Source organism: Flavobacterium sp. KACC 22758 (genome assembly GCF_028736135.1).
GTDB classification, from domain to species: Bacteria; Bacteroidota; Bacteroidia; order Flavobacteriales; family Flavobacteriaceae; genus Flavobacterium; species Flavobacterium johnsoniae.
In genome coordinates this window covers 4,327,020-4,342,092 of the sequence record NZ_CP117878.1, presented here as the reverse complement: position 1 = coordinate 4,342,092, position 15,073 = coordinate 4,327,020, and the positions used below count along the sequence as shown (strand labels likewise).

At 33.3% G+C, this 15,073-nt stretch carries 17 protein-coding genes; 14 read left to right on the top strand and 3 right to left on the bottom strand.

What is annotated here, in order from left to right:
* Nucleotides 1–149 precede the first annotated feature (149 nt).
* From PQ462_RS18080 to PQ462_RS18050, 7 genes are all read left to right on the top strand, one after another.
* Nucleotides 150–740: an HD domain-containing protein gene (locus tag PQ462_RS18080; RefSeq protein ID WP_274251059.1), complete on the top strand. Its 591-nt coding sequence runs from the start codon at nucleotides 150–152 to the stop codon at nucleotides 738–740.
* 307 nt (nucleotides 741–1,047) lie between these two features.
* On the top strand, nucleotides 1,048–2,394 hold the full coding sequence (locus tag PQ462_RS18075) for a cytochrome ubiquinol oxidase subunit I (RefSeq protein ID WP_274253731.1): 1,347 nt from the start codon (nucleotides 1,048–1,050) through the stop codon (nucleotides 2,392–2,394).
* A gap of 2 nt (nucleotides 2,395–2,396) precedes the next feature.
* On the top strand, nucleotides 2,397–3,473 hold the full coding sequence (gene cydB, locus PQ462_RS18070) for a cytochrome d ubiquinol oxidase subunit II (protein ID WP_274251058.1): 1,077 nt from the start codon (nucleotides 2,397–2,399) through the stop codon (nucleotides 3,471–3,473).
* Nucleotides 3,474–3,715: 242 nt separating this feature from the next.
* Nucleotides 3,716–4,165, top strand: coding sequence for a Panacea domain-containing protein (locus PQ462_RS18065; RefSeq protein ID WP_274251057.1), 450 nt, complete (start codon nucleotides 3,716–3,718; stop codon nucleotides 4,163–4,165).
* On the top strand, nucleotides 4,166–4,603 hold the full coding sequence (locus PQ462_RS18060) for a hypothetical protein (RefSeq protein ID WP_274251056.1): 438 nt from the start codon (nucleotides 4,166–4,168) through the stop codon (nucleotides 4,601–4,603).
* A 127-nt stretch (nucleotides 4,604–4,730) separates the two neighbouring features.
* On the top strand, nucleotides 4,731–5,144 hold the full coding sequence (locus PQ462_RS18055; protein ID WP_274251055.1) for a helix-turn-helix transcriptional regulator: 414 nt from the start codon (nucleotides 4,731–4,733) through the stop codon (nucleotides 5,142–5,144).
* Between the two features lie 179 nt (nucleotides 5,145–5,323).
* Nucleotides 5,324–5,773 (top strand): GNAT family N-acetyltransferase, encoded by a 450-nt coding sequence (locus PQ462_RS18050; protein WP_274251054.1) that lies wholly within the window; start codon nucleotides 5,324–5,326, stop codon nucleotides 5,771–5,773.
* Between the two features lie 152 nt (nucleotides 5,774–5,925).
* Here PQ462_RS18050 and PQ462_RS18045 read toward each other — a convergent pair whose 3' ends face one another.
* Entirely contained in the window at nucleotides 5,926–6,711 is a 786-nt protein-coding gene (locus tag PQ462_RS18045) for a sulfite exporter TauE/SafE family protein (RefSeq protein WP_274251052.1), read from the bottom strand.
* Between the two features lie 309 nt (nucleotides 6,712–7,020).
* Nucleotides 7,021–7,647 (bottom strand): Crp/Fnr family transcriptional regulator, encoded by a 627-nt coding sequence (locus PQ462_RS18040; RefSeq protein ID WP_274251050.1) that lies wholly within the window; start codon nucleotides 7,645–7,647, stop codon nucleotides 7,021–7,023.
* 401 nt (nucleotides 7,648–8,048) lie between these two features.
* On the opposite strand from PQ462_RS18040, the gene PQ462_RS18035 reads away from it, so the two are divergent.
* From PQ462_RS18035 to PQ462_RS18015, 5 genes are all read left to right on the top strand, one after another.
* Nucleotides 8,049–8,360, top strand: coding sequence for a rhodanese-like domain-containing protein (locus PQ462_RS18035; RefSeq protein ID WP_012026835.1), 312 nt, complete (start codon nucleotides 8,049–8,051; stop codon nucleotides 8,358–8,360).
* 75 nt (nucleotides 8,361–8,435) lie between these two features.
* The gene (locus PQ462_RS18030) at nucleotides 8,436–10,016 is read left to right on the top strand and encodes an NADP-dependent glyceraldehyde-3-phosphate dehydrogenase (protein WP_121360419.1); all 1,581 of its coding nucleotides are present in this window, start codon (nucleotides 8,436–8,438) and stop codon (nucleotides 10,014–10,016) included.
* Between the two features lie 216 nt (nucleotides 10,017–10,232).
* Entirely contained in the window at nucleotides 10,233–12,104 is a 1,872-nt protein-coding gene (locus PQ462_RS18025; RefSeq protein WP_274251049.1) for a M1 family metallopeptidase, read from the top strand.
* Between the two features lie 17 nt (nucleotides 12,105–12,121).
* Nucleotides 12,122–12,514: an ACT domain-containing protein gene (locus PQ462_RS18020; RefSeq protein ID WP_274251048.1), complete on the top strand. Its 393-nt coding sequence runs from the start codon at nucleotides 12,122–12,124 to the stop codon at nucleotides 12,512–12,514.
* A 156-nt stretch (nucleotides 12,515–12,670) separates the two neighbouring features.
* Complete coding sequence (locus tag PQ462_RS18015) at nucleotides 12,671–13,288, top strand: hypothetical protein (protein ID WP_274251047.1); 618 nt, start codon at nucleotides 12,671–12,673, stop codon at nucleotides 13,286–13,288.
* 52 nt (nucleotides 13,289–13,340) lie between these two features.
* Here the strand turns inward: PQ462_RS18015 and PQ462_RS18010 are convergent, their stop codons facing one another.
* The gene (locus PQ462_RS18010; protein ID WP_274251046.1) at nucleotides 13,341–13,904 is read right to left on the bottom strand and encodes an outer membrane beta-barrel protein; all 564 of its coding nucleotides are present in this window, start codon (nucleotides 13,902–13,904) and stop codon (nucleotides 13,341–13,343) included.
* Between the two features lie 169 nt (nucleotides 13,905–14,073).
* Here PQ462_RS18010 and PQ462_RS18005 point away from each other — a divergent pair, with 169 nt between their 5' ends.
* Nucleotides 14,074–14,484 (top strand): GNAT family N-acetyltransferase, encoded by a 411-nt coding sequence (locus PQ462_RS18005; protein WP_274251045.1) that lies wholly within the window; start codon nucleotides 14,074–14,076, stop codon nucleotides 14,482–14,484.
* A 168-nt stretch (nucleotides 14,485–14,652) separates the two neighbouring features.
* On the top strand, nucleotides 14,653–15,030 hold the full coding sequence (locus PQ462_RS18000; protein WP_274251044.1) for a hypothetical protein: 378 nt from the start codon (nucleotides 14,653–14,655) through the stop codon (nucleotides 15,028–15,030).
* The last annotated feature ends 43 nt before the right edge of the window (nucleotides 15,031–15,073 follow it).

The following is a 15,073-nucleotide window of genomic DNA, read 5'->3' as shown; positions in this document are numbered from 1 at the left end:
AGGTGACTAATGTTACAGAAATTAGGTTTTTGTGTAAAATAATGCGGATTTTGCCATATGCTTTAATATAAGTGTATTTAAAATTGAGCAATTACGCTTTAAGCTTTAATTTTGCATATGACGAATGTCATTTCAAAATAAAAAATAAAATGAACACAAAAGACTTATTAGATCAAATTGCTTTTATAAAAGAAATTGATAAAGTAAAATACATTCAGCGCAAAACAAAATTATTCAACAGCGACAGATGCGAAAATGATGCAGAACACAGCTGGCATCTGGCGTTAATGGCAATTGTTCTGGCAGAACATTCTAATGAGCCTATTGACGTTTTGAAAGTTGTAAAAATGGTTTTGATTCATGACATTGTAGAAATCGATGCTGGAGATGTTTTCATGTATGATACGTTAAAAAGTCATGATAATACAGATGAAGAACGATTAGCAGCGAATCGTATTTTTGGTTTACTGCCTAAAAAACAAGCTGAAGACTTTATAACTATTTGGGAAGAATTTGAAGCCGGAGAAACCAACGAAGCTAAATTTGCCAGATCTATGGACAGATTAGAACCTTTATTGCAGAATACTTCTAACAATGGCGGAACATGGAAAGAGTTTGGTGTAAAGTATAATAAGGTTTACGAGAAAAAGAGCGTTATAAAAAATGGTTCAACATCTTTATGGAATTACGCCGAAGGTTTGATTAACGAAAGCGTTGAAAAAGGTATCTTAGAAAAATAATCAAAAATAACCACCTAATCAAACATAGCCTGCGGTTTCAACCGCAGGAAACGTATGATGATATGCATTGTGTTCCCGTGGTTGAAACCACGGGTTATGTTGTGCAAGTAAATCTAAACGCAATATTGTCATTTCGACTAAAGGGAGAAATGACAAACTGTATGTAACTCAAAAAATGGCAAGTGTCATTTTTACCCTTTAAATTGTTGAAAAGTTTAACAAATATCAGGTGATAAACTTTTTTTAAAGGGCGTTAATTCGGGTTCTAATGGTTAAATTTGTGGAACTTCATAAACAAATTACCATTATGGAAGAAATGCTCTTTTATGACCGAATGCAATTCGCCTTCACCATTACTTTTCATTATCTTTTTCCGCAGCTTACAATGGGTCTTTCACTCATCATTGTTTACTTCAAATGGAAATACTTAAAAACTAATAACGAACAATACAATCACGCCACCCATTTCTGGATGAAAATCTTTGCCCTCAATTTTGCAATGGGTGTGGTAACAGGAATTCCAATGGAATTTCAGTTTGGAACCAACTGGGCAAAATTCTCCGAATTAACCGGAGGAATCATAGGCCAGACCCTCGCAATGGAAGGAATGTTTTCTTTCTTTCTCGAATCCTCTTTTCTGGGATTATTTTTATTTGGAGAAAAACTCCTTGGCCATAAATGGCATTTTGTAACCGGATTATTAATTATGATTGGCTCCTGGGCCAGCGGTTACTTAATTATAGCCACACATTCCTGGATGCAGAATCCTGTTGGATATGAAATCCTCGAAAACGGAAAATTTGTTCTGACTAATTTTCAGGCTTTATTCCTTAATCCTTGGCTTTGGCCTTCTTATTTACACAATCAGGCTGCTTCTTTAGTTACGAGTTCTTTTGTTGTAGCAGGAATTGGTGCTTTTTATATTTTGAGCCAGAAGAATGTTTCTTTTGGGAAATTGTTCCTAAAAACGGGAGTTATCTTCGGACTTATTTCGAGTGTAATTGTAGCAGTTCCAACCGGAGATTTACTGGCTAAAAATGTTGTAAAATATCAGCCTGTAACTTTTGCTGCAATGGAAGGAATTTTTCATACCGAGAAAAAAGGTTCTGAAATTGTTTTAATAGGACAGCCCGATGTAAAAGACAAAAAACTCGATAATAAAATTGCCGTTCCTAATATTTTAAGTTTCCTGACTTACGGAAACTGGGAACAGGAAATTAAAGGTTTAGATCAGTTTGAAGAAGATCTGCATCCAACCAATATTTCGGGATTGTATTATGCGTATCATATTATGGTAGGACTTGGAACGGTTTTTATTGGATTAATGGTTATTTCCCTTTTCCAATTAATCAGAGGGAAATTATTCCAAACCAAATGGATTTTATGGTCTTTAATGTTTATGATGCCATTTCCATATATTGCCAATACAACAGGCTGGTATACGGCCGAATTAGGAAGACAGCCGTGGCTGGTTTATAATTTAATGCGAACTGCTGCCGGCGCTTCGCCAACGGTTTCATCCGGAAATACCTTATTTACATTACTGGGTTTTATTGGTTTATACCTTTTACTGGGAATGTTGTTTTTGCTTTTAGTTGGAAAAATTATTAATAAAGGACCTCATAATGTGGACCTTTCATCAGAAAAAATATAAGTATGGAATTTTTTTGGTACGTAGTTTTAATGGGAATCCTGGCTGTTTATCTGGTTTTAGACGGCTACGATTTTGGAGCAGGAATAATTCATTTATTTTTTGCTGATACAGAAAAAGATAAAAAAGCAATTACAAGTGCCATTGGTCCGTTTTGGGATGCCAATGAAGTCTGGCTTATTGCAGCCGGAGGTGTTTTATTTTTTGCTTTCCCAACTTTATATGCTTCCTCTTTCAGCGGTTTTTATCTGCCGTTGATTATGATTTTATGGCTTTTGATTTTCCGTGCCATCGGATTAGAAATGCGCGGGCAAATTCATAATCCTATGTGGGAAAGTATTTGGGATAAAGCTTTCGGGATTGCGAGTCTGCTTTTGGCTTTATTCTTCGGAATCGCTTTAGGAAATATTGTCCGCGGTGTCAATCTCGGAATGGTTCAAAATGGCGTTTCTACTCAGGAACCTCATTTTTTCTTTCTGCCTTTGTGGAATCCGACTTTTAGTCCGCAGGCAAATGAATTAGGAATTATCGACTGGTTTACGCTTTTCTTAGGAATTGTGAGTGTGGTTGCTCTAACAATTCACGGTGCCAACTGGATTATTTATAAAACAAATTCATCGTTGAACCCAAAACTTAGAAAAGTGGTTTTTGCCTTAAATATTGTTTTGCTCGTTTTAGTTTGTATATCATTACAAATCTGGCATTTTATCGAGCCGAAACCGTTTCATAATTTTGTTGAAAATCCTATTTTGTGGTTTTTCCCGCTTTTAACTTTTGTTGGCATTGCGGGTTTATTTAAAGTACGTTCCTTTAAAAAAGACGGCCACGGATTTATATTTTCAACTTTATTTTTAGTAGGCGGATTTGCTTCGACAGCTGTTTCGATTTTTCCGAATGTTCTGCCATCAACCAATAATGTAAATCCGTCGTTAACGATTTACAACACCGCTGCTCATGAATACGGATTAAGCGCCGGATTGAGCTGGTTTTTTATCGCTTTGTTTCTGGTAATTATTTACTTTATTATTCAATATCGCGTTTTTAGCGGTAAAATGGATGATATTGGGTATGGGGAACATTGATGCTTTTAATACCGAATTTTTATTTTGAATATAAAATCAACTGCCTCCAGTTTTAACTGGAGGTTTTTTGTTTGAGATGAAAAAGGCTTTAGCCGAATTTTATATACATTATTTGTCTCTGGCTAAGAAAAGAGGCATTCATTGAAAATCAAAAAAGAAAAATGTTGTAGATATAGTTTTACAAATTTGGATTTCATCTCCTTTTTCTTAGTTTTGTTACAAGAGAAATTAAAAGACAGCAAATGTATAATTGTTTTGATATAGCCAAATATTTTATTGAGCTGGCGGAAGAAGAAGGTCAGGGACTTGACCCAATGAAACTGCTCAAGCTTACTTACATTTCGCACGGCTGGCATTTAGGAATTACCGGAAAACCTCTTTTCGATAATGAAGTGCAGGCCTGGAAATACGGTTCGGTTATTCCTGATTTGTATTACGAAATACGAATGTTTGGAAAAGATCCTGTTGATCCGTTTTTGATTAATATTTCGGCTAAAACTCCATTGAAACAAGAAGACAAAGAGTTTCTAAAAAAAATCTGGAATAATTATAAAGGTTTATCAGGATTACAGCTTTCGGCTTTAACGCATGAAGAAGGAAGTCCGTGGTCACAGACTTGGGACGGAACGCACAATGTAATTATTGGCAATGATATTATTAAAGAATATTATAAGGAAAAACTAAATAGTTAAATGGAAAAAACACTGGCAGAAAAATTACCCGAAAGTGCTTTAGGAAACGATATTATTAATATTCCAAAAGATGTTACCAAAGAAGCCGAAAAAGAACAACATTTAATGAGACCTTATGATCCGAAAAGCCATTCGGAATATATTGAATTAAAAAGATTTGAAATTGAGCAGGCAAACGAAAGTTTAGAGCGAAAGCTAAGACAGGAAAATGCTAAAAAAGCTTTTATTTTTTCGTCAAGATGGGCTATTTTTATTGCTCTTGTTATTTTACTGCACGGAGCAGGCGCATCGTACAAATTCTTTATTTTATCACAAACTGAGTTTTTATTTGTTGTAGGAACTTTAACGACATCAATTTTTACTTTTTATACTTTGGTTTTGAGATATTTATTTTACAGAAAACCAAATGCTAAAACTACAGAAAAGAAAATAGTTTAGATGATTTTTTTGTCAGAAAAATTATATTTTTGTTTAAATCAAAATGCACGAACTTGTATTATACATAAGACAAAGTGTATTTTACTAATTCCAATATTTTTTCAAGAATTTTAAATATCTTTGAATTATGAGCGTAGCAGAAAAATCTAGACATATAGGAAGAAACATAAGCCGAATTAGAGAGCTTAAAGGAATGAAACAGGACGCATTAGCATTTGAAATGGGGATTACACAGCAGACTGTTTCGAATATTGAAGCGAGTGAAACAGTAGATCGTGAAAGACTTTTGGATATAGCAAAAGCACTTGGCGTTACAATAGAAGCAATTGAAAATTTTTCTGAAGAAAATGTGATTAATTATTTTAACACTTTTAATGAAACTGTTTCAGATAGTTTTATAACGAATAACTCTTGCACATTCAATCCTTTAGATAAGATGGTTGAACTTTACGAGCGTTTGGTTTTGGCTGAAAAAGAATTAGTTCAGGCTGAAAAAGAAAAAGTTGAATATCTGGAAAAGCTATTGAATAAAGAAAAATAAAAACTTTAAGTTTTACCCAAAAAATACAAATCCGTTTATTTTTAGAAATAAACGGATTTTTAGTTTTATTGAGGTTAATACTTTGGCAGAATGCTGGATGACCTTGTTTTCTGTAAACTGGACTATAAGTAAGCTTGTGGTTTGCCATACTTTCGCTTTTTTAACTAAAGCATTTAACAATGGATTACAAAATCAAAAAAGCAAGTATTGAAGATCTTAATGAAACAGCTGAACTTTTTAATCTTTATCGTGTTTTTTATCGTCAGGAATCTGATGTAGAAAAAGGAAAAGCATTTCTTAAAGAACGATTATTGAATAATGAGTCGGATATTTTTTTAGTAACGATTAATGAAAAAGCGGTTGGGTTCGTGCAGCTCTACAAATTATTTCATTATACAAAACTGCAAAAACAATGGCTTTTGAGCGATCTTTTTGTACATCCGGATTATCGAGGTAAAGGATTATCTGTGGCTTTAATTGACCGAAGTAAATTATGGTGTGAAGAAACTGGAGCGTGTGGTTTAATGCTTGAAACTGAAAAAACAAATGATATTGGGAATACATTATATCCTCGATGCGGTTTTGAATATGATGGACTTCACAATTATTATCATTGGTGGAGAAACTGATAAATAATTGACTGTAATTTAAAATATTAGAAAAAACTTAATTTAAATACAAATCCGTTTATTCCCTAAAATAAATGGATTTTTTAGTTTTCATCTTTGCCAAAATTAAAAACCTTGACAAAGACTACTTTACAAGTGCAAACTAATTCGAATTAAAATAAAACTTCTTTTGTAATAATATAAAATCCCATTACGAGAACAAACCAGCCAAATAATGGTTTTAATCTCGCGCCGTCGATTTTTTTAGATAGCTGGCTTCCGATAAACATTCCCAAAAGCGCCATTCCTGAAACACCTAATAAAAATGTATAATCAATTGGAGTTCCGATGTATAAATCGCCGCCAAAACCTATTGAAGAATTAATGGTGATGATTAATAATGAAGTTCCAACGGCTTGTTTCATAGGTAATTTGGCGAAAAATAAAAGGGCAGGAATAATGAGAAATCCTCCTCCGGCGCCAAGAAATCCTGTTATGATTCCAACCAAAAAACCAATTATGCTTAGCTGAGTGTAATTGGTTTCGGTGCTTTTTATTTCGGACTGATTTTTCTTGATCATCGAAATCGCCGCTGTTATCATCAAAATCGAAAAGACAATCATAATTAGAAAATCTTTTGAAACTGAATAAGACGCAATTGAGAAAATAGTCGAAGCTATCTGCGGAAAAATAACTTCGCGGATAATCAATATTGAAATTACAGACGGAACAGCAAAATACAATGCTGACTTTAGCTTTAGATTTCCCATTTTGTAATGGCTGTAACTTCCAAATAATGCCGTCATCCCAACAATAAATAAAGAATAAGAAGTTGCCTGATCCGGATTTACTTTAAATAAATAGACTAAAATAGGAATAGTAAGAATAGAACCGCCTCCGCCAATTAAGCCAAGAGAAATCCCGATTATGATTGAAGCAAAATATCCTAAATATTCCATTGCATTTGTTTTTATGCAAAGTTGCTTCGGAAATTAGAAACCTACAGTAACATTTATCACATACAGATGTTTTTTTGCAGGTGAATTTTGGACCGCGGATTTTACGGATGAAACGGGTTGTCGCGGAATGTTAAGATTCTATGTGTTTAAAAATTTAAGATAAAGTGTGTCAGTTCGAGCGAAGTCGAGAGCCCGCAAAGCATTTCGACTTCGCTCAATGTGACAAAACAATCTGTGTAAATCTTTTAATCTGTGGCAAAAAGAAAAACAGCGTGAACCCGTTTCATCCGTAAAATCCGTGAGCCAATATTATTTTAGTAATTCAATCTGGTTTCGGTTAAGTTTTACCAAACCGCGCTGTTCCATTTTTTTCAGCAATCTCGAAACAACTTCTCTGGAGGTATTTAATTCGGTTGCAATTTCCTGATGTGAAAGATTTACTTCAGAACAGCCGCAGGCATCAGAATGTCTTTTTAGGTAAAACTCCAAACGCTCATCCATAGAACGGAAAGCGATATTATCTACAACTTCCAGGACTTCTTCAAAACGGCTTCTATAGGTTTCAATTACAAATTCGTACCACGATCTGTGTTCCATCATCCATTTATCCATCATTTGCAGCGGAATCATCATGACCGAAACATCTTCGACAACCTTTGCCATAATCTGGCTTTTTTCGCTTTTGGGGGTACAGATCATCGAAATAGCACAGGCTTGTCCGGGTTGCAGATAATACATTAAAAATTCGCCTCCATCTTCGCCTTCACGATAAATTTTGATTTTTCCTTTGGTTATCAAAACCGTATTTTTAATGTACTGTCCGGTGCGCATTAAAATAGTTCCGGCTTCAAAATCCTGAAGACTTCCGTTTTCTTCAATAGTGGCAATAAGTTCGCTGGAAAAATTAGGAAAGATGGTTTTTAATGAATTTTGCATTAGAGAGATTTAAAAATAGAAACAACATTTAACCATTAAGCGATTAAGTTTCATTAAGCTTAATTTACCTTCATTTCTTAATGGCTGGAAATAAAAAACTTTAATGTTTGTGTCTTGTTTGTTTTGTCAAAAAGAGATTAAAAATTATAATTTTTTACAAAGATAATCGATTCAGGTTATATTAATTGTCAGAAAACTAGATTTAGGTTGAATTTTATGTAAATGAAAAAATCCTATTTTCTATCGATTTTGCAGACTATAATTTTAAAAATAGTAAGTAAATTTGTAAATCACTGATTATAATACTTTCTCTAAAACGTTTTCTGAGAATAATAATCGAAATCGCATTTGGTACGTTTTTTATAAATAGAAACGTCGTAATTTTACAAAAAACACATATTATGAATTTATCACAAGAAGATTGGGTTAATCAGCTTGCTGCTGACGAGAATGCAGTTATACTGGACGTAAGAACTGAAGACGAATTTAATGACGGCTATATTGAAAATGCTTTAAACATTGATATCAATAAAGGTCAGGCTTTTATTTATGAAATCGAAGAATTAGATAAAAATAAAAACTACTATGTGTATTGTCGTTCTGGAGCCAGAAGTGCTAAAGCATGTCAGATTATGAACGAGTTAGGTATAGAAAATGCCTACAATCTGCTTGGTGGTATACTGGACTGGGAAGGCGAAACCGTACAACCATAAAAAAGAAGAAGAGGCACAAAAAGCCTCTTTTTTCATTAAAAAAACTATTAATAACCAAACAAAAATTACCAGATTATGAGTTTAATACCCGAAGAGTTTGAGATTAAAACCCTTATAAATCAAGATACTTATCTTGTAAATGGTGAATTAAAACAATGGACAGGACAAACCACTCCTGTGTTTTCTACCATTTCTTCTACAGAAAAATACACGCCTACATTATTAGGATCAATTCCTTTTATGGCCGAAGCTGAAGCAGCAGAAGTTGTTGAAGCAGCAAATGCAGCCTATGATAAAGGACAAGGTTTATGGCCAACCATGAAAGTGGCTGACCGTATTAAATGCATGGAGAATTTCGTTAAACAAATGAAAGAAACCCGCGAAGAAGTGGTTAAGCTTTTGATGTGGGAAATTGGGAAAAACCTTGGTGATTCTCAAAAAGAGTTTGACAGAACCGTTGAATATATTTATGATACCATTGCCAGTTATAAAGAATTAAACGGACGCAGTTCGCATTTTGAAAAAGTGCAAGGTGTAAACGCTATGATTCGCCGCGGGCCTCTTGGAGTAGTTTTATGTCTTGGGCCATACAATTATCCTTTAAATGAAACTTTCTCATTGTTGATTCCGGCTTTGATTATGGGGAATACCGTGATTTTTAAACCTGCTAAACATGGTGTTTTATGTATTTCGCCATTATTAGAAGCTTTTAGAAGCAGTTTTCCAAAAGGAGTTATCAATATTGTTTACGGAAGAGGACGTGAAGTAGCTTCGCCAATTATGAAATCTGGTAAAATTGATGTTTTGGCATTAATTGGAAACAGTAAATCGGCGATTGCTTTGCAGGATCAGCATCCAAATAAAAACAGACTTCGTTTAATTTTAGGTCTTGAAGCTAAAAACCCGGCAATTATTCTTCCGGATGCCGATTTAGATTTGGCAATTCAGGAATGTATTACAGGAACTTTGTCTTTTAACGGGCAGCGTTGTACGGCTTTAAAAGTTCTTTACGTTCACGAATCAATCAGAGAAGAATTCAATAAAAGATTCTCTGAAAAAGTAGATGCGCTGCAATTTGGAAATCCGTGGGAAAAAGGAGTGTCTTTAACGCCGCTTCCAGAAACTGAAAAACCAAATTACATTCAGGGATTAATTGACGATGCTGTAAGCAAAGGAGCAAAAATCCTGAACGAAAAAGGAGGAAAACATTCAGAGAATTATATTTTTCCAGCCGTTTTATATCCGGTAAACAGTAAAATGCGTGTGTATCACGAAGAACAGTTTGGTCCAGTAGTTCCAATTATTTCTTTCAAAGATATTCAGGAACCTTTAGAAGATATGGCCGAATCTAATTACGGACAGCAGGTAAGTTTGTTCGGAAAAGATATTAAAACCCTTGCACCGCTTATTGATGCTTTGGTAAACTTAGTATGCCGTGTAAACTTAAACAGTTCTTGCCAAAGAGGTCCGGATGCTTTCCCATTTACAGGTCGTAAAGATTCTGCAGTAGGAACATTAAGTATTCCAGATGCTTTGCGCTCTTTCTCAATTCGTACGTTTGTCGCTTCAAAAGATATCGCTTATAACAATGAAATTCTGCAGGAATTGTTAAACAGCAAAGAGTCGAATTTTATTAATACCGACTATATCTTGTAAGCATCAAGGTTATATATTAATTGTAGCAGGCCGTCTTTTTCTTTATAAGAATCAGACGGTTTTTCTTTTTTTTAAGTGCTGGGATATTAAGGTTCTAAGCTGTTAAGTTTTTTGATTTTGTAACTTTGAAGATAAATTTTATCAATTTTGTAACTTTATTTTAAAAATAAGGTCTTATATAAAAAACTTAAATTTTATAAAACCAAAAACCAGCTTATGAAAAAACTATCAATTCATCTTGCATTCACTGCTTTTCTAATTCTGGCTCAAACAGGATTTGCACAAGAGCTTTATATGCCAAGAAACATTAAGGCAGCTTATGCCAAAGGCACCCGTTCTGCAGACGGAAAACCGGGAAAAAATTATTGGCAGAATCATGGTAAATATACTATGGATATTACCGTTGATGCCAAAACCAAAATAGTTTCGGGAACAGAAACCATTATTTATGAAAACAACAGCAATGACAGTTTAAGAAATCTGGTTATTCGTTTTGTAAACAATCTTCATAAACCATCTGCACCAAGAAGCGGCGATGTAAGCGAGGATTTTTTAAGTAATGGTTTAACGCTTACGTCTCTTAAAGTAGCTGGAGAAACCTATAATGAAAATGCCAGAAATTGGGGAACTGTTGGAAACGTAAAGCTAAAAAAAGCACTTGCACCGCATTCTAAAACAACTATTAATATCGACTGGAATTATCCTTTATCAAAAGAAAGCGGCAGAGAAGGGCAAATAGACGAAAGTACTTTTTTTGTGGCCTACAGTTATCCAAGAGTTTCTGTTTTTGATGATTACAACGGCTGGGACAGAATTCCTCATACAGATCGTCAGGAATTTTATAACGACTTTAATGATTATGTTTATTCTGTAAAAGCACCAAAAAACTTTGTGGTTTATGCGACTGGTGATTTCTTAAATCCAGATGAGGTTTTACAGCCGGAGTTTGCAGCACGTCTTAAAAAATCATATTCAACAGATGAAATTCTGCATGTTGCAAACGAACAGGAAATGAAAAGCGGTATTGTAACCAAACAAAACGAATGGAATATCTGGAAATTTGAAGCCAAAAATATTACTGATGTCTGTTTTGGTTTAAGTGATCATTATTTATGGGATGCCAGCAGTGTTTTGGTAGATAAAAAAACAAACCGCCGCGCGAGTGTTCAGGCAGCTTATGATATTAAAGGAACCGACTTTGTAAACTCAGTTAAAAACAATCAGTTTGCCTTAGACTGGTTCTCAAATAACTGGCCTGGAATTCCGTATCCGTATTCTAAAATGACTGCTTTTCAAGGGTTTGCTGATATGGAATACCCAATGATGTGTAACGATTCGCAGATGAATGATCCAAAATTTGCTCAATTAGTTCAGGATCACGAAGTAGCGCATACTTATTTTCCGTTTTATATGGGAATCAACGAAACCCGTTATGCATACATGGATGAAGGCTGGGCAACAACTTTTGAATACTTAATTGGAATTGCTGAGCATGGAAAAGAAGCAGCGGATAAATTCTACAAAGAATTTAGAGTTGAATACTACATTAACGATAAATCTACAGAAGAAGATCAGCCTATAATTTCAATGTCTACACAGGTTTCTGGTCCGGGTTATGGAAATAACTCTTACGGAAAAGCTTCTCTGTCTTATTTAGCACTAAAAGATATGCTTGGAGATGATTTGTTTAAAAAATCGCTTCACCATTATATGGATACCTGGAACGGAAAACATCCAATTCCTTGGGATTATTTCAATTCGATGAATACAGGTTCAGGCAAAAACTTAAATTGGTTTTTTAATAACTGGTTTTTTACCAATAATTATATTGATATATCTGTTAAAAATGTTTCCAAAAATATTGTTTCAATCCAAAACAAAGGCGGTTTTGCCATTCCGTTTGATGTGATTGTGGTTTATGCTGATAACTCAACAGAAACAATTCACGAAACACCTTCTGTTTGGGAGAAAAATCAAAAAACGGCACAGGTAGCAGTTAATACTAAAAAACAAATTAAAAAAGTGACTGTTGACGGCGGAATATTTTTAGATGCAACGCCGGATGATAACATTTGGAACAGTAAATAACAATCAAAATAAATAAAATGTCTGGAGAAAAGGATTTACAAACGTTACTAAAAAGCATGAAACCCGAACATAAGTCTGGGGATTATGTTTTTTGTAAAGTCCAAAAATTAGAGAATCTAAATTTAGATGAAATTGCAATGATCTTTAGAGAAGATGAAGCCATAACGCTGATTCTAAAAAAAGAAACTGCTGATAAATTTAATTTAGAATATTCTGTTGTAATGTCCTGGATTACACTTTCTGTACATTCTTCATTAGAAGCAGTTGGTTTAACTGCTGCTTTTTCAAAAGCACTTTCAGATCATGAAATAAGCTGCAATGTTGTAGCCGCGTTTTATCACGATCATATTTTTGTAAATAAGAAAGATATTACACAAGCAATGAAAATTTTAAATTCATTTTCAAATTAAATTTATATGGAGTAATCTTTTTTACTTGCAACATAAGGAGAAAGCCAAATCTTAAAAAAGATTTGGCTTTTTTTGATACTTTATTACGGAAAACCGTATTTGTAAGAAAGTTTTATTCACTACGTTTGCAAAAAATAAAAAAACACCCATAAACCAATGAAAAATTATTTAATTCTTATTATTTTGTTGTTTTCACTGAAAATTGCTGCACAAAATGATGCTAAGGCTAAATTCCAGAAAAATAAATACGAATTGGCCGTTTCTTATTACAAAAAATCAGATTTTGTAAATGCTTTAGACCAATTTTCAATCGCATCTAAAATTAGACCCGAAAATGAAATAGGTCAGGAATCAATTAAAAAAGTAGATAGCTTAAAAGAAATTTTACGAAAAGAAATTTTAGAGAAAGTAAATGGTACTTGGCTCATGACTGGCGATAAGCCAAGCTGGACTGTAAATGCTAATGACAATTTTAAGAACAAATTAGTTGATGAATTAGTAGAAATTGGTAATAATAAAATTTTGTTTTATGAAGTAGATCGTAAAACAAAAGCCAAAAAACTTATAAAAACTGAAGATTTGGTGTATTACAACATGGATAAATCAGACGCTTTATTTTCAGCATTTATTTTATCAGATGGTACAATTTGGAATTGTACAGTTGATGATAAATCAAAAGTTCTTCATGTAATTAATATTGCAAAAAAAGGAGAAAAAGGAGTAGAAAAAATTACAGAAAACAACGAAGAAGTATTTTATAAAAAAGCTATTTAAGCTTCAATCTAAATAAATAAAAAAGGAATCTAATTTTAGATTCCTTTTTTATTTATAAAAATTTATATCCGAGAGAAAAATTAGTTATTCCGGTTTTAATTTCACCATTAGAAGAATCAATATCACTTAATCCGGCAAGATATCTTACATCAAAAGTCAGCTTCCAGATATCAACACCAACTCCTCCCAAAACACTGTGATTGTTTTTTTCCAGATCAATAGAATTAAGATTGTTACTCGATTTCGTCTCTGAATAATTTTTCCAATTATAGCCCGCAAAAAGTCTCACATTCCCTGCTTTTCCAAGAGGTACAAGTTTGTACCCTGCAATTAGTGATACATCTGTACCAGCTAATTTAAATTCAGTTTCACCAATACCGTTTTGGTAAACACTGAAATTAGATTTTGCATAACCAAATTCACCCTGAGCATAAAATAATAGAAGATTGACACGTGCAAATGCTGCAAAACCAATTCCGGTATTGGTATGATCTGAGCTGAAATTTTTTGTATTTACCGACGTAATATTAGTAGAAATTTGAGGTCCAATTTGTATTAGTTGTGCAAAACCGTTTGCACAAATACAGAAAAAAACGGCTGAAAGGAATTTTTTCATAACGGGATTATTTGCTTTTGTAATATAAAATTAGATATAAATGATTTAAATTGAACGATTTATCTGATTTTATTTTTTGTAATTTTTTTAAATGAATGGATTGTAAATACTATTTTGGTTTTTTAGTTGAAATTTAAATGTCTTAATTTTGATTTATCTCAAAAATATAATGATGGAAATAAAAGAAATTCAAGCTTCGCAAACCTGGCAGATTAGACATAAAGTAATGTGGCCGCATCAGCCTTTTGAATTTGTACAATTAGAAGAAGACAATTCAGGGTTTCATTTTGGAGTTTTTGAAGAAGAGAAATTAATTTCTATCGTTTCTTGTTTTATTGAAGGAAAAGAAATGCAGTTTAGGAAATTAGCCACTTTAGAAGCATATCAGGGAAAAGGAATTGCATCATGTCTTTTAAAATACATTTTCGAATTTGCAGAAAGCAGAGACTTAAAAAGAGTATGGTGTAACGCCAGAAGCAGCAAAAAGGCATTTTATGAAAAATTTGGAATGAATGATACTTTTAAAACTTTTGTAAAAGCAGATCAGGAATTTACAATAATGGAAATTATGCTTTCCTGAGCATATGTGTAAATTATTGATTTTTAGGTATATGTCAAAAAATGTAGGATAATGAACAAGATTATTGCTGAATATTAAATAAAAGAAAACGTTTTCGTTTTAAGTAACTGTTAAACCTTGTTAAAAATTCTTTTTTTGTTTTAATTCTTTTATTACTTTCGCACCGAAATGAGAAAGTTAATAGTATTTTTAGTATTCATGAATATGCTTCTGTTTGGCGGAGGCCAATACTTGAATGCCAATACTTTTGGTGCTCATAATCACCATCATCTGCAAAAACACCGAGTTAAATTTACCAATCAGGATCGAGGCAGTTCAATAATTGAAGATGCTGATGTTGATATTGAAGAGGATCTTCTTGGCGGTGATGATACTAATATACTAACGAACAAGTATTTTACTGCTTCGTATAGTTTGGTAGACGCTTTATATCTGGCACTTTCAGATCAGTCTGCAGCGAATGATTCTAATCGTTTAAAAATTTCTGTCCCTTTCTTAGGGCATTCAAATCCTATCTATATTACTCAACGAGTATTAAGAATTTGATTTTACAATATACATCGGTTACCTGAGTTGGATCTCTGCGTAT